The 21,158-nt window shown below is 69.4% G+C and carries 21 protein-coding genes; 10 read left to right on the forward strand and 11 right to left on the reverse strand.

Features of this window, described 5'->3' with window-relative positions; all coding sequences use genetic code 11:
• Positions 1–34: 34 nt before the first annotated feature.
• Together AC1C2S_RS14790 and phoH2 are read left to right on the forward strand one after the other, a co-directional pair.
• Positions 35–1,153: an aminotransferase class V-fold PLP-dependent enzyme gene (locus tag AC1C2S_RS14790; RefSeq protein WP_495353372.1), complete on the forward strand. Its 1,119-nt coding sequence runs from the start codon at positions 35–37 to the stop codon at positions 1,151–1,153.
• Between the two features lie 275 nt (positions 1,154–1,428).
• Positions 1,429–2,775, forward strand: a complete 1,347-nt coding sequence (gene phoH2, locus AC1C2S_RS14795; RefSeq protein WP_495353373.1) for an RNA 5'-3' helicase PhoH2 — start codon at positions 1,429–1,431, stop codon at positions 2,773–2,775.
• Between the two features lie 89 nt (positions 2,776–2,864).
• Here phoH2 and AC1C2S_RS14800 read toward each other — a convergent pair whose 3' ends face one another.
• On the reverse strand, positions 2,865–3,491 hold the full coding sequence (locus AC1C2S_RS14800) for an MSMEG_1061 family FMN-dependent PPOX-type flavoprotein (protein ID WP_495353374.1): 627 nt from the start codon (positions 3,489–3,491) through the stop codon (positions 2,865–2,867).
• A 127-nt stretch (positions 3,492–3,618) separates the two neighbouring features.
• Between AC1C2S_RS14800 and AC1C2S_RS14805 the strand changes: the two genes are divergently transcribed.
• Positions 3,619–4,296, forward strand: coding sequence for an HAD family hydrolase (locus AC1C2S_RS14805; protein WP_495353375.1), 678 nt, complete (start codon positions 3,619–3,621; stop codon positions 4,294–4,296).
• A 57-nt stretch (positions 4,297–4,353) separates the two neighbouring features.
• Here AC1C2S_RS14805 and AC1C2S_RS14810 read toward each other — a convergent pair whose 3' ends face one another.
• The 5 genes from AC1C2S_RS14810 to xseA all read right to left on the reverse strand — a co-directional run bounded on the left by AC1C2S_RS14810 (position 4,354) and on the right by xseA (position 8,696).
• Positions 4,354–5,766, reverse strand: a complete 1,413-nt coding sequence (locus AC1C2S_RS14810) for a class II fumarate hydratase (protein WP_495353376.1) — start codon at positions 5,764–5,766, stop codon at positions 4,354–4,356.
• Between the two features lie 67 nt (positions 5,767–5,833).
• Positions 5,834–6,490, reverse strand: coding sequence for a carbonic anhydrase (locus tag AC1C2S_RS14815; protein WP_495353377.1), 657 nt, complete (start codon positions 6,488–6,490; stop codon positions 5,834–5,836).
• A 10-nt stretch (positions 6,491–6,500) separates the two neighbouring features.
• Complete coding sequence (locus AC1C2S_RS14820; protein ID WP_495353378.1) at positions 6,501–7,142, reverse strand: DUF4245 domain-containing protein; 642 nt, start codon at positions 7,140–7,142, stop codon at positions 6,501–6,503.
• The gene (locus tag AC1C2S_RS14825; protein ID WP_495353379.1) at positions 7,142–7,405 is read right to left on the reverse strand and encodes an exodeoxyribonuclease VII small subunit; all 264 of its coding nucleotides are present in this window, start codon (positions 7,403–7,405) and stop codon (positions 7,142–7,144) included. Before AC1C2S_RS14825 ends, AC1C2S_RS14820 begins: the two co-directional genes overlap by 1 nt.
• Before the next feature lies 1 nt (position 7,406).
• Positions 7,407–8,696: an exodeoxyribonuclease VII large subunit gene (gene xseA / locus AC1C2S_RS14830; RefSeq protein ID WP_495353380.1), complete on the reverse strand. Its 1,290-nt coding sequence runs from the start codon at positions 8,694–8,696 to the stop codon at positions 7,407–7,409.
• 87 nt (positions 8,697–8,783) lie between these two features.
• On the opposite strand from xseA, the gene AC1C2S_RS14835 reads away from it, so the two are divergent.
• Positions 8,784–9,824: a 4-hydroxy-3-methylbut-2-enyl diphosphate reductase gene (locus AC1C2S_RS14835; protein ID WP_495354401.1), complete on the forward strand. Its 1,041-nt coding sequence runs from the start codon at positions 8,784–8,786 to the stop codon at positions 9,822–9,824.
• 382 nt (positions 9,825–10,206) lie between these two features.
• On the opposite strand, the gene AC1C2S_RS14840 is transcribed toward AC1C2S_RS14835, so the two are convergent.
• A complete protein-coding gene (locus tag AC1C2S_RS14840) occupies positions 10,207–10,866 on the reverse strand; it encodes a DUF6264 family protein (protein WP_495353381.1) in 660 nt (219 codons plus the stop codon).
• Positions 10,867–10,873: 7 nt separating this feature from the next.
• A complete protein-coding gene (fbaA, locus tag AC1C2S_RS14845) occupies positions 10,874–11,905 on the reverse strand; it encodes a class II fructose-bisphosphate aldolase (protein ID WP_495353382.1) in 1,032 nt (343 codons plus the stop codon).
• Positions 11,906–12,026: 121 nt separating this feature from the next.
• On the opposite strand from fbaA, the gene AC1C2S_RS14850 reads away from it, so the two are divergent.
• The 4 genes from AC1C2S_RS14850 to AC1C2S_RS14865 all read left to right on the forward strand — a co-directional run bounded on the left by AC1C2S_RS14850 (position 12,027) and on the right by AC1C2S_RS14865 (position 16,082).
• Positions 12,027–13,004 (forward strand): fructose-bisphosphatase class II, encoded by a 978-nt coding sequence (locus tag AC1C2S_RS14850; protein WP_495353383.1) that lies wholly within the window; start codon positions 12,027–12,029, stop codon positions 13,002–13,004.
• A gap of 148 nt (positions 13,005–13,152) precedes the next feature.
• Positions 13,153–14,154: a class II fructose-bisphosphatase gene (glpX, locus tag AC1C2S_RS14855; protein WP_495353384.1), complete on the forward strand. Its 1,002-nt coding sequence runs from the start codon at positions 13,153–13,155 to the stop codon at positions 14,152–14,154.
• Between the two features lie 77 nt (positions 14,155–14,231).
• Positions 14,232–15,611, forward strand: coding sequence for an MFS transporter (locus AC1C2S_RS14860; protein WP_495353385.1), 1,380 nt, complete (start codon positions 14,232–14,234; stop codon positions 15,609–15,611).
• Positions 15,612–15,686: 75 nt separating this feature from the next.
• Positions 15,687–16,082, forward strand: a complete 396-nt coding sequence (locus tag AC1C2S_RS14865; protein ID WP_495353386.1) for a VOC family protein — start codon at positions 15,687–15,689, stop codon at positions 16,080–16,082.
• Positions 16,083–16,088: 6 nt separating this feature from the next.
• Here the strand turns inward: AC1C2S_RS14865 and AC1C2S_RS14870 are convergent, their stop codons facing one another.
• Positions 16,089–16,970 (reverse strand): serine hydrolase, encoded by an 882-nt coding sequence (locus tag AC1C2S_RS14870; RefSeq protein WP_495353387.1) that lies wholly within the window; start codon positions 16,968–16,970, stop codon positions 16,089–16,091.
• Positions 16,971–17,146: 176 nt separating this feature from the next.
• Here AC1C2S_RS14870 and AC1C2S_RS14875 point away from each other — a divergent pair, with 176 nt between their 5' ends.
• Together AC1C2S_RS14875 and AC1C2S_RS14880 are read left to right on the forward strand one after the other, a co-directional pair.
• Positions 17,147–18,097, forward strand: a complete 951-nt coding sequence (locus AC1C2S_RS14875) for a S66 peptidase family protein (protein WP_495353388.1) — start codon at positions 17,147–17,149, stop codon at positions 18,095–18,097.
• 93 nt (positions 18,098–18,190) lie between these two features.
• Complete coding sequence (locus AC1C2S_RS14880; protein WP_495353389.1) at positions 18,191–18,823, forward strand: MurR/RpiR family transcriptional regulator; 633 nt, start codon at positions 18,191–18,193, stop codon at positions 18,821–18,823.
• Positions 18,824–18,913: 90 nt separating this feature from the next.
• On the opposite strand, the gene AC1C2S_RS14885 is transcribed toward AC1C2S_RS14880, so the two are convergent.
• Positions 18,914–20,314 (reverse strand): DNA recombination protein RmuC, encoded by a 1,401-nt coding sequence (locus AC1C2S_RS14885; protein WP_495353390.1) that lies wholly within the window; start codon positions 20,312–20,314, stop codon positions 18,914–18,916.
• 195 nt (positions 20,315–20,509) lie between these two features.
• A complete protein-coding gene (locus AC1C2S_RS14890) occupies positions 20,510–21,127 on the reverse strand; it encodes a 3'-5' exonuclease (protein WP_495353391.1) in 618 nt (205 codons plus the stop codon).
• Positions 21,128–21,158 lie beyond the last annotated feature (31 nt).

The following is a 21,158-nucleotide window of genomic DNA, read 5'->3' on the forward strand; positions in this document are numbered from 1 at the left end:
CAGATCTCTGCCTCGGACGAAGGGGCACGCACACGTGACCATTGACGATTTCACCGCCGGATTCACCGCTGAACCCGGGTATCTCGACTACGGCCGGGTGGGGCCGCTCTCGACGGTCGCGGCTGAAGAGACCCTCGTGTTCACCCAGGTGCTCCAGCGCGCGCGCTACGGCAGCCTCGACGCGTTCACCGAGCAAGACCGACGGGTGCGCGATGCCGCATCGGCCGTCACCGGGTTTCCCGCAGACCAGATCGTCTTCCAGCCGAACACGACCCAGGGCATCATGCACGCGATGTTCGGTCTCACCGGCGGCGTGCTGCTCTCCGCCGAGGAGTTCCCGAGCCTGCCCATCGCCGCCGTGCGCGCGCAAGAAGCGCTGCACACGGTGCAGCCGGTCTGGCTCGAGACCGACCACGGCAAGGTGACTCCGGGTCAGATCCGGGAGCAGCTCGAGTCGAACGTCGCCGCTGTCGCCGTGAGCCTCGTCGACTCGCGCACCGGCTACCTGTGCGACATCGAGGGCATCAGGCAGGTCATCGGCGACCGGCTGCTGATCGTCGACGCCATCCAGGGCTTCGGCGTGGTCGACGCGCCATGGGAGGCAGCCGACATCGTGCTCACGGGCGGTCAGAAATGGTGCCGCACCGGTTGGGGAACCGGCTTCATGGCCGTATCGGCGCGCGCGCTCGAACAGTTGACGCCCGTGTTCTCGGGCTTCACCGGCACCGAAGAGGCCGAGCCGTGGGGCGAGGTTCCGCCGCCCGCTGCCGACGCCCGCGCGTTCCGTGTGTCCAACCCCGACCCGATCGCCGAAGCACGACTGGCCGCGGGCCTCGAAGAGATCGCGAGCGTCGGCGTCGCCGCGATCAACTCGGCCGTCGCCGACCGGGTGAGCCGCACCATCGAGCTGGCCGACGAGTACGCGATCGCCGTCATCTCGTCACGCGCCGAGCGGGAGCGCGCCGGCATCGTCGTGCTCGAGCCGCCGACCGAGCAGGTCACGTTGCTGACCGCGTCGCTGCACAATCACGGCGTGACGGCGACGACCCGGGCGGGGCGCGTGCGGCTGTCGGTGCATGCGGCGACCTCCGACGAGACGCTCGAGATGCTGCGAGCGGCGTTCGTGTCGTACGGCACAGCTGCGTCGTACTGAGCCGCGTCGTACTGAGCGGCCTCGTCGTGGTCGGGGCGTCGTCGCGATCGGCGTGGTCTGTGCGGGCTTGTCGAGCCGCGACATCCGCTCGACTCACGCGCTCTCCGTATGAACGGCACGTGTCGCACCGCGTGTCGCTCGGGCCGAATCGCCGACCTCGTCGTAGCGTCTGAGACATCGGGCATGGTGTCCGATCGAGTCGGCTCGTGAACCGCTCGTGGGAGGATCGCCGCCGGCGCGGAACGCCGAGCTGATTGCTCGGGGCGGGAGCTGGCGTGTCACTCTCTACCTCCAAGTCGACCGATCTCGCGGTGGATGCCGCAGCAGCACAACAGGAGCGCACCTACGTGCTCGACACCTCGGTGCTGCTGTCCGATCCGAAGGCCCTGTTCCGCTTCGACGAGCATGCCGTCGTGCTGCCCGTCGTGGTGATCACGGAACTCGAGGCCAAGCGGAACGATCCCGAGATCGGATACTTCGCCCGTCAGGCGTTGCGCATCCTTGATGAGCTCCGCGTCGAACACGAGCGGCTCGACTTCCCGATCACCGTCGGCGACGGCGGCTCTCTGCGCGTGGAGCTGAACCACAGCGACCAGAGCGTGCTGCCGTCCGGCCTGCGCCTCTCCGACAACGACTCACGCATCCTCGCGTGCGCGCTCAACCTCTCCAACGACGGTCTCGCGGTCACGGTCGTCTCGAAAGACTTGCCGCTGCGCGTGAAGGCCGCCTCGGTCGGCCTCGACGCGCAGGAGTACCGGCACGAGCTCGCGATCGACTCCGGGTGGAACGGCATGGCCGAACTCGACCTCGGGTCCAACGACATGGCCAAGCTGTACGAGCACGAACACCTCACGTTGCCGGCCGATGTCGAACAGCCGATCAACACCGGGCTCGTCATCCACTCCGACCGCGGTTCGGCGCTCGGCCGGGTCGTGGGCGAGCGCGATGTGAGGCTCGTGCGCGGCGACCGTGAGGTCTTCGGACTGCACGGACGCTCGGCCGAACAGCGGCTCGCGATCGACCTGCTGCTCGACCCCGAGATCGGCATCCTCTCGCTCGGCGGACGTGCAGGCACCGGTAAGTCGGCGCTCGCGCTGTGCGCCGGTCTCGAAGCCGTGCTCGAACGCCAGCAGCACAAGAAGATCATGGTGTTCCGGCCGCTCTACGCCGTGGGTGGGCAAGAACTCGGCTACCTGCCGGGCGATCAGGGGGAGAAGATGAACCCGTGGGGCCAGGCGGTGTTCGACACCCTCGGCTCGGTGGTCTCCGACAACGTGCTCGAAGAGGTCATCGGCCGAGGCATCCTCGAGGTGCTGCCGCTCACCCACATCCGCGGGCGCTCGCTGCACGACGCCTTCGTGATCGTCGACGAGGCGCAGTCGCTCGAGCGCAACGTGCTGCTGACCGTGCTCTCACGCATCGGCCAGAACTCGCGCGTCGTGCTCACCCACGACGTCGCTCAGCGCGACAACCTCCGCGTCGGGCGCCACGACGGGGTCGCGAGCGTGATCGAGACGCTGAAGGGGCATCCGCTGTTCGCTCACATCACGCTGACCAGATCGGAGCGCTCGGCGATCGCGGCGCTCGTCTCCGAGATGCTCGACGGGCACGAACTGGCGTAGCGGCCGCGATCGACGGCAGCGAGCGGGCCCCGGGGAACCGGGGCCCGCGTCGCGTCAGCCGGAGACCTCCGTCGGCCGGAGACGCTGCGTCAGTCGTAGATCTTCGCGGCGTACGAGGGGCCGTAGTACGCGTCGAGTGCTTCGAGCGTTTCGCCCGAGCGTTCGAAGGTCTGGGAGATGACGGCACGTCGTGGGGCGGCGGCGGCATCCCACGTCTCGGGCTTCCACGCTTGAGATCGGAGGAAGGCCTTGGAGCAGTGGTAGAAGACCTCGTCGATCGCGACCTCGAGCACGAGGTCGGGCTCGTGGCCGTGCACCTGCATGCGATCGGCGTAGGGGGCATCACGCAGCAGCCGTCCGCGGCCGTTGATTCGGAGGGCGTCGCCGCGGCCCGGAATGACGAAGACCAGTCCGACGTGCGGATTCTCGAGCACATTGTGGAAGCCGTCGGCGCGGCGGTTGCCGGGTCGCTCGGGAATCGCGATCGTCGAGTCGTCGAGCGCGATCGCGAACCCGGGCGGGTCGCCTTTGGGGGAGACATCGGCGTTGCCGGCTGCATCGGCCGTCGAGATGAAGCACAACGGGGATGCCGCGAGCCACTGCCGATCGAGGTCGTGAAGTCGAGGGCGCGTCTTGTCGCGAACGGTGGGCAACGGCCGACCGATGATCTCCTCGAGCTCGTCGATGGTCGTGACTGGTGTGCCTCCGTGGTCCATGGCTTCCAAGCTACGCCTGCGGGGCGGGCCGCGGATTCATTCGCGGAGGGGGACGTGCCGACGCGGAGGATCCGCCGCGTGCGGGCCGGATTCGCCGGTGAACTCGACACCCGCGAGGCTTGAGGGCATGCGGCCGAATCGTGTGGTGCTCTTCGATGTCGATGGCACACTGATCGACGCGATGGCGGGCCAGCGACGCATCTGGCACGAGTGGGCGGAGCAGTTCGGGCTCGACGCGTCGGTCGTGTACGAGACGGCGCTGCGCACGCGGCCGCTCGAGACCGTGGCCGAACTGCTGCCGGGGCGTGACCCCGCCCCGTTCGTCGCCGCGTTCGACCGGCTCGAGGACGCCGAAGCCGAGCACGGAGAGCTGCGGGGCATCGACGGCGCGGCGGAACTCCTCTCGGCGCTCGAGCCGAACAGCTGGGCCCTCGTGACCTCGAACGCCGAAGGTCGAGTGGCGGCACGCTTCCGACGACTCGGGCTGCCGTTGCCTGGGGTCATCGTCGACAACCTGGCAACCCCCGCCGGCAAGCCTGCGCCCGACCCCTACTTGCTCGCGGCGCGTCGTCTCGGCGCGGCACCCCGCGACTGCCTCGTGATCGAGGACGCTCCGGCGGGCGTCGTCGCGGGACTCGCCGCCGGCATGACGACGTGGAGCGTGAACGGCGCGACGCCGGTTGCGGGCGCCCACCGGCACTTTCGCACGCTCGCCGACGCAGCGGCCGACATCATCGAGTTCTCGCGGGGAATGACGTCCCCGCGACATCCGCCTGACGTCGCGCCACGACCTTTCGACGGGTGACGGTCATCTGCGTGAGTCGTCACGCGGCAAAAGGTCGTGGCGCGAGGGGCGGGAGGCTCAAGCCTGCGGCGGACGCGTCATCGAGAGCAGGTCGAGGGCCGTGTCGAGCTGCTCGAGGGTGAGCTCGCCGCGCTCGACGTAGCCGAGGGCGATGACGGACTCGCGCACCGTGATGCCTTCGGCCACCGAGTGCTTCGCGATCTTCGCGGCGGCCTCGTAGCCGATGAGCTTGTTCAGCGGCGTCACGATCGACGGCGACATTCCCGCGAGCGCGGTCGCCCGCTCGACGTCGGCCTCGAGCCCGTCGACGGTCTTGTCGGCGAGCACCCGCACCGAGTTGGCGAGCAGGCGGATCGACTCGAGCAGTGCGGTGCCCATGACGGGGATCTGCACATTGAGTTCGAATGCGCCGGATGCCCCGGCCCACGCGATCGTCGCGTCGTTGCCGATGACCCGGGCGCAGACCATGAGCACAGCCTCGGGCACGACCGGGTTCACCTTGCCAGGCATGATCGATGAGCCCGGCTGCAGGTCGGGGATGCGCAGTTCGCCGAGACCGGTGTTCGGGCCGGAGCCCATCCAGCGCAGGTCGTTCGAGATCTTCGTGAGGCTCACGGCGATCGTGCGGAGGGCCCCCGAAGCGTCGACGAGGCCGTCGCGATTGGCCTGCGCCTCGAAGTGGTCGGCGGCCTCGGTGATCGGCAGTTCGGTCTCGGCCTGCAGGAGGGAGATCACGAGCTGCGGGAAGCCGGCCGGGGTGTTGATGCCGGTGCCGACGGCAGTGCCACCGAGCGGAACCTCGGCGACGCGGGGGAGCGCGGTGCGCACGCGCTCGATGCCGAGACGCACCTGGCGGGCGTAGCCGCCGAACTCCTGACCCAGGGTGACCGGGGTGGCGTCCATCAGGTGGGTGCGGCCGGCCTTCACGACGTCGGCCCACTCGACGGCCTTCGCCTCGAGGGCGACCGCGAGGTGGTCGAGTGCCGGGATGAGTTCGTCGATGAGCGCCGCCGTGACCGCGATGTGCACCGAGGTCGGGAAGACGTCGTTGGACGACTGCGACGCGTTCACGTGGTCGTTGGGATGCACCGGGCTGCCGAGCTTGCCCGTTGCAATGGTCGCGAGCACTTCGTTCATGTTCATGTTCGACGAGGTGCCGGAACCGGTCTGGTACACATCGACCGGGAAGTGCTCGGTGTAGCCGTGCACGCCAGCGATGACCTCATCGGCGGCGTCTTCGATGGCCTTCGCGATGGCGGGGTCGAGCACGCCGAGCTGGCCGTTGGCCTGCGCGGCCGCCTTCTTGATGCGGGCCAGCGCCTGGATCTGCTGGGGCTCGAGGCCTGCACCGGAGATCGGGAAGTTGTCGACGGCGCGCTGCGTCTGCGCCCGGTAGAGCGCCGATGCGGGCACCCGCACCTCGCCCATCGTGTCGTGCTCGATGCGATAGTCGGCGGCGTTGTCCACCACGGTGTGTTCCCTTCGATGTGCTTGCCGGATGCCCCGGCCGGTGTCGCTCGTGTGGAGGTGTCGGCCGTCAGACCGCACCGACGACGATGTCGGTCTCGACGCGACCCTCGAAGAGTCGGTAGTTCGCTCCGACGATAGCCAGCGTACCCGCTGCGATCGCGTCGCTGATCATCTCGGACGACTCGACGAGCTCGGTGACGGTGTTACGCAGGTGCTCGCGACCGACGAAGCCGACATCGACGTGATCGGCATCGACGGGGGCATCGGCTGCGCCACCGGCGACCTTGCGTACGGCGGGCACGATCTTCTCGACGAGACCGGCGATGTGCGGCGGCAGCGGTGGCGCGTCGGCGACCTGCGAGTCGATGGCGGCGCGCACCGCACCGCATTCGTCGTGGGCGAGCACGATGATGAGTGGCACGTGCAGCAGGCCGACGGCGTACTCGAGGGAGCCGAGCGATGACGGCGTGACCACCTGGCCGGCGTTGCGCACGACGAAGGCGTCGCCGAGGCCCACGTCGAAGATGATCTCGGCGGCGAGGCGGGAATCGCTGCAACCGAAGATCGTCACGAGGGGGCGCTGCTGGTGGGCGAGCGAGGCCCGGCGGTCGACGTCTTGGCGAGGGTGCTGCGGCTTGCCCTCGACGAATCGCGCGTTGCCGCTGCGCAGCTCGCGCCACGTCTCGGCCGGTGTCTCAGGGCGTTCGATCGGCTGCGTGGTCACGGCGTGCCTCTCAGTTCTGCGCCTCGATCGTCGGCGTGAGCGCCGACGCGAGCGTCTCGAATTCATCGGGTGTCGCGGTGCCGAGCAGCACGAACGTGCTGCCGCCCGCCTCGGTGGTGAGTCCGTAACGGGCGTTGCCGACGTCGTCGGCCGAGTCGCGGTTGTCGTAGACGGTCCACTCGACGCCGTCGATCGTGGTGGTGCCCGCGGCGAGTGTGCGAGCGAGGAGGCCGGCCGTCCAGGTCGGGTTCGCATCGAGCCCTTGATACAGCCCGATGAACTCGTCGCCGGGTGTGAGGTAACCCACGTACCACGCGGTGACGTCGTCGCCCTGGCTCGTGCGCAGTTCGGCGGCGTTGGCACGCCACCCCTTGGGCAGCTCGGGAACGGCGAGCGGGTCGTCGCTGGCGACCTGCGCCTGTTGGGCGATGGATGCCACGTCGACATCGCGCTCGATGGCCGTGTCGCTGCGCGGCACCAGGAGCACGATGACGAGCACGACGATGAGGCTCGCACCGAGCGCGAGGAGCAGGTTGGTCACGTTCTGACGTTGCCGGTGGTTCCGCGAGTTCTCGGCTTTGCGGGCCGCGGTCTCTTCAGGCGTCTCTGGCCGGCCGAGCTCGGCGACCACCTGCGGCGGGCGCGTCGCCATCAGCGGGCGCCGGTGTCGTCGGATGCAGTGCGGGCCGTGCCGGACGCCGCGGTGCCGGCGCGAGCCGCGTCGAGGCGCGCCTTCGCACCGATGAGCCATTCCTCGCAACGTGCCGCGAGGGCCTCGCCGCGCTCCCACAGCGCGAGCGACTGCTCGAGGGTCGCGGAACCCTGCTCGAGTTCGCCGACGACCTGCACGAGTTCGTCTCGCGCCTGCTCGTAGCTCAGCTCGGCGACGTCGGTGGAGGTGGGCATGACATCCATTCTATTCGCCGCGACCGACAGAGCCGGTCGCGGGTGAGGACGATGCCGACGACTCCGCCGGCGCTGCGTCGTGCACCGACGGCACGGCGCCGCGGGACACGGCAGCGAGCGAGCCCTCGGCGAGCGTGAGCGTGAGTTCGGTGCCATCGGGTGCCCCTGCAGGACCCCGGACCACGCGGCCGTCGCCGCCCTGCACGATGGCGTATCCGCGGTCGAGCGTCGCCTGCGGGGAGAGCGCGCGCAGATGGCCGCGCAGTTCCGCGACGCGGTGCGTCTGGCGGTCGATGATGCGCTCGACGAGTTCGGCGCCGCGGGCGACCCAGCGGGTGAGGTCTTCGGCACGCCGGTCGACGATCCACGAGGTCTCCGCCAGCGCCGGGCGCGAACGGAGGTGGCCGATGCGGTCGATCTCGCGGGAGAGGATCGCCTGCAGCCGCATGCCGAGGCGCGCGCGTGCCTGCTCGACCCGCACGAGCTCTTCGTTGACGTCGGGCACGACGCGTTTCGCGGCGTCGGTCGGTGTGGAGGCCCGAAGGTCGGCGACCTCGTCGAGCAGGGGGCGGTCGGCCTCATGGCCGATCGCCGACACGAGCGGGGTGGATGCCGCGGCGGCCGCCCGCACGACGCGCTCGTCGCTGAACCCCAACAGGTTCTGGAAGTCGCCGCCGCCGCGCGCGACGATGATGACCTCGACCTCGGGGTCGGCGTCGAGCCGCTCGATGGCCGCAACGACCTCGGGCACCGTGCGGTCGCCCTGCACTGCGGCGTGCACGACGCGGAACTCGACGGCGGGCCAGCGCAGTCGGGCGTTGCGCAGCACGTCTTTCTCGGCGTCGCTGTCTTTGCCGGTGATGAGGCCGACGACCCCGGGCAGGAACGGCAGCCGGCGCTTTCGCCCGGCGTCGAACAGCCCTTCGGCAGCCAACTGGGTCCGCAACCGCTCGAGTCGCTCGAGCAGGTCGCCGAGGCCGACGTGCTTGAGTTCGAAGACCTGCATCGACAGTGAGCCGCCCTTGACCCACCAGCCGGGCTTCACGAGTGCGATCACCCGGTCGCCTTGCTTGAACTGCTCGTCGAAGCGTGCGCGCACCGACGACCACACCTGGAACGACAGGGTCGCCTCGGCGTCGAGGTCTTTGAGCTTGCCGTAGACGTTGCCGCCCGAGACCCCCCACTGCGTGATCTCGCCCTCGACCCACACCGTGCCGAGCCGGTCGATGTATTGCTTGAGCTTGCCCGAGAGGAGCGCGACCGGCCACGGTGCATCGCGTGTCGCCGGTGCATCCGTCATCTGGGCCTCCCAGCCGCCCGCCCGTCTCAGCCACGTAGGATGGACACCGTGACGAGCTTGACTGGTGCCCCGCGAATCGGCCTCGGCATGCCCAGAGTTCCGGGCGTGCGCGGCCGGCTCAAGGATAACCCGGTCCCCGGACACAAGCGCGTGCTGCTCGCGGCGCCACGAGGCTACTGCGCCGGCGTCGACCGTGCCGTGATCGCCGTCGAGAAGGCGCTCGAGCACTATGGCGCACCGGTCTACGTGCGCAAGCAGATCGTGCACAACATCCACGTGGTCACCGAGCTCGAGGCGCAGGGAGCGATCTTCGTCGAAGAGGTCGACGAGGTGCCGGCGGGCGCCCACATCGTCTTCAGTGCGCACGGCGTGTCACCGGCTGTCGTGAACGCCGCAGCAGACCGCGGCCTGCACGCGATCGACGCGACCTGCCCGCTCGTCACCAAGGTGCACCGCGAGGCGGTGCGCTTCGCGCGCGACGACTTCGAGATCCTGCTCATCGGCCACGAAGGTCATGAAGAGGTCGAGGGCACGGCGGGCGAGGCGCCCGACCACGTCACGATCGTCAACAGCCCCGACGACGTCGACAACATCGAGGTGCAAGACCCCGATAAGGTCGTCTGGCTCTCGCAGACCACGCTCTCGGTCGACGAGACCATGGAGACCGTGCGGCGCCTCCGCGAGCGGTTCCCGAATCTGCAGAACCCTCCCTCCGACGACATCTGTTACGCCACCCAGAACCGGCAGGTCGCGATCAAGAAGGTCGCGCAAGACGCCGATCTCGTCATCGTCGTCGGTTCGGCCAACAGCTCCAACAGTGTGCGCCTCGTCGAGGTCGCCCTCGAGTACGGTGCGAAGGCGGCCTACCGAGTCGACTACGCGAGTGAGGTGCAGCAGGAGTGGCTCGACGGCGTCGAGACGGTCGGCGTGACGAGCGGGGCATCCGTGCCCGAAGAACTCGTGCACGAACTGCTCGAGGCGCTCTCCGATGCAGGCTACGGCGACGTCGCCGAGGTCAAGACGGCCGAAGAAGACCTCATGTTCTCGCTCCCGAAAGAGCTGCGCAAAGACCTCGCGGGCAAGCCCGATGCGCGGGCGATCGGCGGGCGGGGTCGCGCCCAGCGCTGATCGCCGTCGCATCGAATCATCCGCTGCGAACGGGTGATCGGGTCTCGCTTTCACGGCCGCCGTGCGCTGGCGACGGTGTGCTGCGATTCCAGATGGCGGATGCCTCGCCGCCCGACTCCCGGCGACGGCGCAGAACCTGATCGACCTGTTCGCTCGTCGTCGGCGGCGCGTGCACGCGGCTCTACGAGGCGCAGTTCGCGGCACCGGTCGACGCTTCCGAGCTCGTCGACCCCGAGGATGCCCGGGGACTGGAGACCGGTCGCGTACAGGTCGTACCCGAGGGCGCCGCGAGCTGACTCGCGAACGAAACGTCGAAGTCCGCCCGTTCAACGCTGTCGGGGCGGACTTCGACGGTTCGACGCGGCTGTTCCGTCGACGCGAGCTACGTCTGGGCGGGGCTCAGCGACTGCAGGAAGGCGGGGTCGCTCGCAAACACGATCATGCCGACCACGAGCACCACGATGAACGCCGCCACGCCCGCGAGCAGCGGCACCCACCACGTCGCCCGGCCCGCGCGCAGGCGCGCACGCGACCAGAGCAACGCCCCGATCCAGAGCGCGAGCTGCAGGGCGATGCCCACGATGATGGCCGCAGGCACGACGGGGCCCGGCGTGAATTCAGTCGGTGCGTCGACGCCGAGCATCGACGCCGACAGCTTCGCCGACTCGAGGGCGGTGGTCGGCAGCTGGAAGAGCACGAGGCTGTTGTAGAGCGCGCCGAACACACCCAGCACGAGCAGTGCGATGGTCCACATGCGATCGATCGGGCGCGTGCCAGGGGCAGCGGCGCTCCCAGTGCCGCTCGCCGCGGTCGCCGGAGCGGCCTGCGCGGCGGCCGCGGGTTCGACCGGGGCATCCGGAGTCGCGACGGGGTCGACCGGCGGAGTCCACGTCCAGCCCTCGGGGGCGTACTCGCCGTACTGCGGTCGAGGCCGCTCGTCGCGACGTGACGGAGCGGCGTGCGTGCTCGCCGCGCCGTCGCCGTGCGTCACTGCGGTGTCACCCGACTCGTCGGGCGTTCGAGCGATCTCGTGCTGCGACATCCGGGCCTTACGCGCTGATCGACTGGCTGGCCGAGCCGAGCTGACGCGTCGACTCGCCGACGCGTGCGGCCATGGCGGTCTCGGCGACCTTGCCCCATGCGCGCGGGTCGTACTGCTTCTTGTTGCCGACACCGCCGTCGACCTTCAGCACACCGTCGTAGTTGTCGAACATGTAACCGGCGATCGAACGCGTGAACGCGTACTGCGTGTCGGTGTCGATGTTCATCTTCACGACGCCGTTGGCGACGGCCTCGGCGATCTCGGCGTCGGTCGAGCCCGAGCCGCCGTGGAAGACGAGGTCGAGGGGCTTCGCACTGGTGCCGTACTTCGCTGCGAGGCCGTCTTGAATCTCTTTGAGGAGCGAGGGACGCAGCTTGACGTTGCCGGGTGCGTAGACGCCGTGCACGTTGCCGAAGGTGAGGGCGGCCATGTAGCGGCCCTGCTCGCCGAAACCGAGCGCCTCGACGGTCGCGATCGCGTCGTCGAGCGTCGTGTAGAGCGCTTCGTTCGAGCCCTCGTGCTGAACGCCGTCTTCTTCGCCGCCGACGACGCCGATCTCGACCTCGAGGATCGCGTTGATCGCCTTCATGCGGGGGAGGATCTCTTTCGCGATCTCGAGGTTCTCGGCGAGTGGCACTGCCGAGCCGTCCCACATGTGCGACTGGAAGATCGGGTTGCGGCCGGCCTTGACCTCGGCCTCGGAGGCCTCGATCAGCGGGAACACGAAGTCGGCGAGGGCGGGCTTCGGGCAGTGGTCGGTGTGCAGCGCCACGGTGATCGGGTAGTTCTTCGCGACCTCGTGGGCGAAGCGCGCGAACGCGAGCGCGCCGGTGGCGCGCGCCTTCACGGTGTGGCCGGCGAAGTAGTCGGCGCCGCCTGTCGTGACCTGGATGATGCCATCGGAACCCGCCTCGGTGAGGCCCTGCAGCACCGCGTTGAGCGTCTGCGAGGAGGAGACGTTGAAGGCCGGGAACGCGAAGCCCTTGGCCTTCGCGGTGTCCAGCATCTCGGCGTACTGCTCAGGTGTTGCGATGGGCATGGTGCTCCTTCGGACGACGGTGGGGTTGGGGTCGAGTCTACCGACTTGCCGAGGGGTACTCAGGTGTCGGATGCCGCGGCCGATGCGACGGCGCATCATGCGTGCACGGCAGGATGGACGGATGCCCACCGATCAGCTCCGCCTCGCCGACCTCGGACTCGTCGACGGGTTCCGCCGCGCGACGGCGCTCGCCGCGCTCGCCGCAGCACCGCTCGTCGGTTCCGGCGACGGGCACGGTGTCGACGCGCTCGCGGTGCGAGCACTGCGAGCGGCCCTCGCCGAGCTCGACGTCGACGGGGTGGTCGTGGTCGGCGAAGGCGAGAAGGACGAGGCGCCGATGCTGTACGTGGGGGAGCGGTTCGGCCTGGCTGCCGACGGGACGCGCCCACCCGCGCCCGCCATCGACCTCGCCGTCGACCCCGTCGACGGCACCCGGCTCGCGGCGGCCGGCGAACCCGGTGCGATGGCCGTGCTCGCCGTCGCCCCGCGCGGCTCGCTCGCGGCACTCGGCGCCGCCCACTACCTCGAGAAGCACGTCACGTGGCTTCCGGATGCCCCGGCCGGCGCATCGGTCGGCGAGCTCGTCGCTCGCATCGCGACGGCGCGGGACGTACCTGCGAGCCACGTGCGCGTCGCCGTGCAGGAGCGGCCGAGGAACGAGCAGTTCGCCGCCGAGGCTCGGGCCGCAGGGGCATCCGTCGATCTCTTCGTGCACGGCGACGTCGAGCGGAGCCTGCGCGCCGCGCAACGGGGCACGGGGCTCGATCTCGTCTCGGGTGTCGGCGGCGCTCCCGAGGGTGTGTTGACCGCCGCCGCCGTGCGTGCGCTCGGCGGCTCGATGTGGGCGAGGCTCGCCCCGCAATCCGCCGCCGAGCGCGACCGGCTCGTGGCGGCCGGGTTCGACCTCGAGCTGGTGTTGCCGCTCGACGCGCTGTGCGGTGCGCCGGCGTGGGTGTTCCTCAGCGCGGTGACCGAGTGTGCACCCGGTGGGGCGACCGTGCCGGGCGTGCGGTTCGCACCCGATGGCAGCGCGCAGGTCGCCACCTGGCACGCCGGCCCGGGTGTCGGCCCGACCCTCGTCGAGTCGCGGCTTCCCTGAACGACGTGTTAAGAATGCACATTCTTTCATCGCCTTCGGCGTGATCCGAGCGGTCTTCCCCGCCGTGGCTGCCTAGGCTGAAGAAGGACGATCGTCCATCCATGCCGGCCTCGACGGCCGATCGCACTAGCGTCCGGGAGGACCCTCGATGGTGAGCACCGATACGGCAAGCCTGTTCTTGCACCCCGACCGCAACATCGCCCTCGAACTCGTGCGCGCCACCGAGGCGGCGGCGATCCGTTCGTACCCGTGGATCGGCCGGGGCGACAAGCTCGGCGCCGACGGTGCGGCAGTCGACGCGATGCGCGCATTCCTCGGAACGGTCGACTTCGACGGCGTCGTCGTGATCGGCGAGGGCGAGAAGGACGAAGCGCCGATGCTCTTCAACGGCGAACGGGTCGGCAACGGCCGCGGCCCCGCTTGCGACATCGCCGTCGACCCCATCGACGGCACCTCGCTGACCGCGGCCGGGCGCCAGAACGCGCTCTCGGTGATCGCGGTCTCCGACCGGGGTTCGATGCTCGACGCGTCATCCGTCTTCTATATGGACAAGATCGTGACGGATGCCGCGGGCATCGGCGTCGTCGACATCCGCAAACCGATCGGCGAGAACTTGCGGGCGCTCGCCGCGGCCAAGGGCAAGGAGGTCAGCGAGCTGCGGGTGACCGTGCTGAACCGTCCGCGTCACGAGCAGCTCATCGCCGACATCCGTGCGGCGGGAGCCGGCACCCGCCTCATCAGCGACGGCGACGTCGCGGGCGGCATCAACGCCGCGCGCTACGAGTCGCGCATCGACATGTGCGTCGGCATCGGCGGCAGCCCCGAGGGCATCACCACGGCCTGCGCGATCAAGGCGCTCGGCGGATTCATGCAGGGCCGGCTCGCGCCGGGCGACGATGCCGAGCGAGCGCGCGGCGAGGCGGCCGGCCTCGATTGCGACCAGGTCTACGAGCTCGACGACCTCGTCAAGGGCGACAACACCTTCTTCGTCGCGACGGGGGTCACCGACGGCGAGCTCCTCGACGGCGTCTCGCGAAAAGGGCCGATCATCCGCACCGAGTCGATCGTGTTGCGCGGCAAGTCGGGCACGATTCGGCGCGTGCGGGCCGATCACCTCGCTGCGAAGTGGCTCGTCGACGACGTGCTCTGAGGCTCAGCCGCGTTTGCCGACCCGTCGTTCGCTTTCGGCAGAGTGCGGATGTCGGTGCCGCCGAACATGATGGATCGGTGACCACTGTCGAACGACTGCCTCGGGCGCTCCGCCCGTTCGGGTCGAGCCAGTACCGCCTGCTGACCGCGGCGCTCGCCGCGTCGCTGCTGAGCGCCGGTGCCTGGATCGTCTCCGCAGTGTGGCAGGTGATCGACCTCGGCGGCACGCCGATCGACCTCTCGTTCGTCGCGGTCGGCTCGAGCCTCGGGCTCGTGCTCGCGGTGCTCTTCGGCGGCGTCGCGGCCGACCGAATACCCCAGCGACGCATCCTGTTGACCGTCGAGATCGTGCGAGGCGTCGGGTTCTCGGTCGCCGCGTTCCTCGCGATCAGCGGGCAAATCGAGGTGTGGCACATCGCGGTCATCTCGTTCGCGCTCGGTGTGGCCGACGGCTTCTTCTACCCCGCCTACTCGGCGTGGCTTCCGGCGATCATTCCCGAGTCGCAGCTGCTCGCCGCCAACGGCATCGAGGGAGTGCTGCGTCCGTCGGTGATGAACGCTGCCGGGCCGGCGGTCGCGAGCGGGCTCATCGCGATGCAGGGGCCGTGGCTCGCATTCGCGGTCGTCGCCGGTCTGCAGGTCGTCGCAGCGGCCGTGCTCGCCATGATGCACACGACACCCGTGCGCCGCGAGCTCGACGGGCCGCCGGTGCATCCGGTGCGCCAGACGCTCATCGACCTGCGCGACGGCTTCGCCTACCTGTTGCGCACGCGCTGGCTCTTCGCGACGTTGCTGTTCTCCATCGTGCTCGTCTTCCTCATCATGGGGCCGATCGAGGTGCTCCTGCCGTTCGCGGTGAAAGACCAGACCGGCGGCGGCGCAGGGGCCTTCGCGCTCGCGCTCGCCGCGTTCGGCGTCGGCGGCGCCATCGGCTCGCTCGCCGTCGCCTCGATGCGGCTGCCACGCCGCTACCTCACCCTGATGATCCTGGCGTGGGGTTTCGGATGTCTCCCGCTCGCGATCATCGGTTTCACCTCGCTGCTCTGGGTGATGGTCGCGGCGCTCTTCATCTGCGGACTGTTGTTCTCTTCGGCGAGCGTGGTGTGGGGCACCCTGCTGCAGCGGCGGGTGCCGCCCTCGATGCTCGGTCGGGTGTCGAGTCTCGACTTCTTCGTGTCGCTGGCGCTCATGCCGATCTCGATGGCCGTCGCCGGCCCGGTCGGCGAGCTGATCGGCCTCGCACCGGCGTTCCTCATCGCCGGGCTCGTCTCGCCGCTGCTTGCGCTCGCGACGCTCGCGTTCGCCCGCCTCGGCAAAGACGAGCTCGCGCATCCGCTCGACGCGATGCTGGACGCCGAGGCCGAGGGCGAGGTCCAGGGCGATGTCGAGGTCGAGGGCGTGCCTGGGGCGGAAGCCGTTGCGGGCTTCGAGCCTCCGGCCGCCCCCGAGCTTCGTTAGCGGACCGAGCAGGGGGTCGACGCCGACATGGCATCGTGCGAGTGTGAGCGCACACGGTTGCGAGAGGGGACCACGATGGTCACGATTCGAGATGCATTCCCGGGGTTCAGCGTCGATGACATCGAGGCGGCACGCGACTTCTACGGCACGAAGTTGGGGCTTCCCATCGATGACGAGCCTGGGGCCGGCGCGCTGCGCGTCACCCTGCCGTCGGGTCAAGGCGTGTTCGTCTATCCGAAGCCGAACCACACGCCTGCGAGTTTCACGATCCTGAACCTCGTCGTCGACGACATCGACGGGGCCGTCGCTGAGCTCAATGCCGCGGGTGTCGTGACGAAGATCTACACCGCTCCCGACGACTTCGGCACCGACGAACGCGGAATCGCGCGCGGATCGGAGTCGGGGCAGGGGCCCGACATCGCCTGGTTCACGGACCCGGCCGGCAACGTGCTCAGCGTGCTCGTCGGCTGACGCGCATCACCCGGCGTTCGCGGCGTTCGCGGTGATCGCGGCCGATTCTTGCAGCGCGGCACGCAGCACGGTGCCGATCGCGTTCATGCGAGAGAGCACGGCATCCCGTCGGTCGACCGTGCCATCCCAGTTCGCGAGCACGGCCCATGCAAGCCCGCCGCCGCCGTCGATGTCGCAGACGCCGATGTCGATGCGAGCGGTGCTGATCGTGCCGGTCTTGTTGCGCAGCACGAAGTCGTTGTCGGGTTCGGCGTGCGCGAGCGGATCGACACCGAACGGCGCGGCGACCATCGACTGGTCGGTGTTGAGCGCGAGCCAGTCGAGCACGCGGGCCGAGACCGCCGGTGAGATGATCCGGCCGCGCGAGAGTTCGGCCATCAGCCGGACGAGTTCGACCGCGTTGCCGCGCGACAGAGTGGGCGGATGCTCCGGGCCGCGGTTTTCACGTACTCGGTCGAGCAGCGCCGAGTCGGTGAACCCGAGCGCCTGACCGGTCTGCCCGATGCGGTCGATGCCGAGCCGGCGCACGAGGACGTTCGTGGCGAGATTGTCGCTGACCGCCCCGATCAGGGCGCAGGCATCGCGGATGCTCAGTTCACTGGCGTCGAGGATGTGCCAGAGGCCGGAGTCGGCGACCAGGTCTTCCGGTGTGCGCTGCACAAGCTCGTCGAGATCGAGCTCGCCGGCCTCCGCTTGTCGTGCCGCTTCGATGAGGAGGAACACCTTGCCCACACTCGCGGTCTTCAGCACCCGCTCAGCGTCGTGGGACCAGAGCACGACACCAGTGCGAGCATCTGCGACGGCGGCGGACCATTCGACAGTACCGACGCTCTCGGGGTCGGCTGAGACGATGTCATCGAGGCCCTGCAGCGTCCAGTGATCGGCCATGCCGGCTCCTTCGGGTCGGTGGCGCCGGAGAGTGGGGAAGTCGTGAATGCGCCTGTTACGCACCGTATCATCGAGCAGCACTCGGGCAGTCAGTCGGCTCGATTCCGTACCAGTGCTCATCGATTGCGCGATTCGATCAGGCCATCCGGCCGCCGTTGCTGAAGAATGCGGAACGTATGCTTGTCACCCAACCGAAGGACGAGATGCCCGCGATGACCGCCCCTGAACTCGGACCGCTTGCTCCCGGAGCCCGCGTCGCCCTCGTCGCACCGAGCGGACCGCCGCCGGCGGAGCTGCTCGTGCGCTCGATCGAGCTGCTCACGACGTGGGGCCTCGATCCGGTCGTGTATCCGAGCACGACGGCGGCGCACCCGAGGGCGGGCTATCTCGCCGGCACCGACCACGAGCGCGCCGCCGACCTGCAGGAGGCCTGGTGCGACGCGACGATCGACGCCGTGTTCTGTGCGCGGGGCGGGTACGGTTCGGTCCGAATACTCGATCTCCTCGACCCCGAGGCACTTGCGACCGCGAGGCCGAAGCCGCTCTACGGCAGCTCCGACATCACCGGCATCCACGAGTACTGGTGCGAGCGGCTGGGACTCGCCACGTGGTTCACCCCGATGCCGGCGACCGACGCCCTGCTCGACGACCTCGAGGCCGTCTCGAGTCTCAGACGTGCGGTCTTCGAGCCGGCCGAAGGGCGGCGTTTCAGCGGGCCCGCCACCGAGACGCTCGTCTCGGGCGAGGCGAGCGGCCGACTGGTCGGCGGCAACCTCAGTCTGCTCGCCATGACGCTCGGGGCACGAGGGCGCCCGGCGCCCGACAACGGCGGGTGCATCGCGTTGCTCGAAGACGTCGGCGAGGACGTCTATCGTCTCGACGGGCTGTTCTGCTCGTTGCTGCGGGCGGGGTGGTTCGATGGGCTGACCGGCATCGCCCTGGGGAGTTGGCTGACGTGCGGCGAGCTCGCCGAGGTGCGCGCCCTCGTCGAGGAGTTGCTCGTTCCGCTCGGCATCCCACTGGTCTGGGAACTCGGCTTCGGCCACGGGCCGCACGCATCGAGCATCCCGCTCGGGGTGCGTGGCACGCTTCATGCGGGCGCCTCACCGCACCTCGCGATCGGGTGATTCGGCGCACAGCCCCCAATCCGGGGCGTCTCTCGGGGTGTCGCGGTTGTCGGCGCCCCGCCGACCGGGCACGATGGCATCGGAAGGGGTGACATGTCGCCAGAAAGTCTCGGAAGTCCTCATGAGCGGTTCGACGCGCGCCTGCAGCGCCGCTCCGCGATCCTCCTCAAGCGCCGCATCGTCGACCAGGAACGCGAGCACTACCTCGCCGCGCTGGAATGGGCGCGCGACGACGGTTCTTTCGAGCGCGTCGCGGCGTTGATCGTCGCATCCCGTCGACGGTTCATCCTCGGCGCGGCCAAGTCGTTCACGTACGCCTCCCTGCTCGCGATCGACTTGAGCGCCGGCCTCGCGAACGTCACGCTCATCGACGGCACCATCGTGCGGCCGCTGGACGTACTGAGCGACGTGCGCCCGACCGACGTGCTCGTGGCGATCTCGCTCGCGCGGTACCGCAAGTACACCGTCGACATCGCGCGCCGCTTCGCCGAGGCGGGCGGCACGGTCATCGTCATCACCGATTCGCCGGACGCGCCGCTGGTGTCCGTGGCGAAGGAGCAGCTGATCGTCAACACCGAGAGCGCGTCGTTCGCGAACTCGCCGACGACGGTTGCGCTCGTCATCCACTTGCTCGTCACCCTGACGACTGCCAGCGCGAAAGGCGCGGGTCGGCGCCTGCGGGAACGGGATCGGCTGAGCGAGAGTCTCGACCTGTACTACGACTGAGCTCTGCACTCGGACCGAGATCTCGACGCTGAGTGAGCGCTGCACGACGAGTGAGCGCGCTCACCCGACGGCCGGCACCCGGCCAGGCCGTCAGATCGAACGGATGTCGGGGTCGAGTTCGAGGAGCGGCTCTCCCTCGGCGTCGCGTTCGTCGAAGACATCGGCGGTGTCGCCGCCCGTGACCTCGGGCGCGGTCAGCCGCCGCGGCTGCTCGTGCACCGCGGCAGGGGTCGTGAGCAGCTCGATCTTCGTCTCGTCGATGCCCGGGAACTGCCGGGCGGTGACCAGCACGCGAGTCTCGAGCGAGTTCGCGAACTTGTTGTAGCTGTCGACCGTGCGTTCGATGGCCTTGCGCAGCCCGTCGGCGTGCCCTGCGAGGGTGCCGATGCGCTGGTAGAGGGTGTTGCCCAGGTCGAAGAGCTTCTTCGCCTCGTTGGAGACGGCTTGCTGCTGCCACGTGAACGCCACCGTCTTCAGCACGGCCCAGAGGTTCACAGGCGACGCGAGCGCGACGCGCTTGCCGAACGCATAGTCGAGCAGCGCCGGATCGGCCTCGAGTGCCGACGACAGCAGCGACTCGCTCGGGATGAACGCGATGACGAACTCGGGGCTGGCGTCGAGCCCCTCCCAGTACGTCTTCTTCGCGAGCGCGTCGATGTGACCGCGCACGGCTTTCACATGGCGGTTCACGAGTTCTTTGCGACGGGCGCCTTCGTCTCCGGTGGCGGTGACGGGAATCTGGCTCGCTTCGAGGTAGTGCTCGAGCGGCACCTTGGCATCGAGCGGGATGGACTTGCCGCCGGGCAGACGCACCACCATGTCAGGCCGGCCGGAGCCGGCATCGGTCACGATGCTCTGCTGGGTGTAGAAGTCGACGTACTGCGTGAGGCCTGCAGCCTCGACGACGCGTCGCAGCTGGGTCTCACCCCACACGCCGCGCGTGCTGTTCGAGCGCAGTGCGGACGCGAGCGACTCGGTCGTGGCACGCAGTTCGGCGCCGGAGACCTGGGCCTGCTTGAGCTGCTCGGCGAGCGAGCCGTACTGCTCACTGCGCTGGCGCTCGAGCTCGGTGACCTTGGTCTGCATCGTCTGCAGTGTCTCGCGAACGGGGCTGAGCGCCTGGAGCACTGCGCTCTCGCGCTTCTCCCGCTCTGTTCGCTCGGTCTGGTCGGTGCGCTGCTGTTCGACGAGGTCGCGGTATCGGGCGCGGTGTTCGTCGATCTGCTTTTCGAGGGCATCGACAGTGGAGAGCGTCGAGGCAAGCTCGGCCTGCAGGCTCGCGCGCACCTCTTGCTCGTGGGCTCGCAGCTCGGCGAGGGCCGCAGCCTCGGCAGCACGGCCCTCGGCGAGTTGCGCCTGGTGGCGCGCCTCGATCAGCGCGGGGTCTTCGGTGGGGGAGGCGGTGGTGCGCCGCTGCAGGAGCAGCGCGACCACGAGCGCGCCGATGGCGCCGCCGACGAGGAGGCCGATGACGAGCGCGAGGATGTCCATGTCGACAGTGTCGCAGGGGCTACCGACAACGGCGGGCGACGCGGACGGAGGGTCTCGATACGCGGTCTCCTTCATCGGTCGCTCCTCGACCGACGGGTGGGTCTCGATACGCGGTCTCCTTCATCGGTCGCTCCTCGACCGACGGGTGGGGCTCGATACGCTCGCCGGCGCTCGCTCCTCGACCGGCGGGCCGGCCTACTGCAGGGCCATGGGACCGTGCGCGGCACGGTCGTCGCGCGTGGCGACCGGCCCGATGGCGCCGACCTTCACGCGGGTGATGTGCGCGAGCCGGTCGAGGTCGTCGACCTCATGGCGCGCCGCCGCGTGCACGATGATCGCAGCGCACGCCTCGGCGTCGGCGAGGGCATCGTGGTGCGAGAAGCCCTCGAAGCCGGCGGCCATCGCGGCGACGGGCAGGCGATACGAGTCGAGGTGGTAGGTGCGCCGGGCGACCTGCAGGCTGCAGAGGTAGCGGAAGTCGGGTACGTCGAGGCCGAGCGCGGTCGAGGTCTTTGCGATGACGCCCATGTCGAAGCCCGCGTTGTGCGCGACGAGCATGTCGTCGCCCGCGAACTGGCGCAGCGCGGGCAGGTGCACCGACCAGTCGGGCGCGCCCGCCACCATCTCGGGCGTGATGCCGTGGATGCGGATGTTCCACTCCGAGAACTCGTTGTGCGGGAACGGCGGCCGGATGTACCAGTGCTCGCGATCGACGACGACGCCGGCCCGCACCTTCACGAGCCCCACTGAACAGGCGGATGCGCCAGAGGAGTTGGCGGTTTCGAAGTCGATCGCGGTGAAGTCCACTGGCACACATGCATCGTCGCACGTCAGGCCGACACCG

It is taken from the genome of Agromyces sp. Y782 (assembly GCF_059445405.1).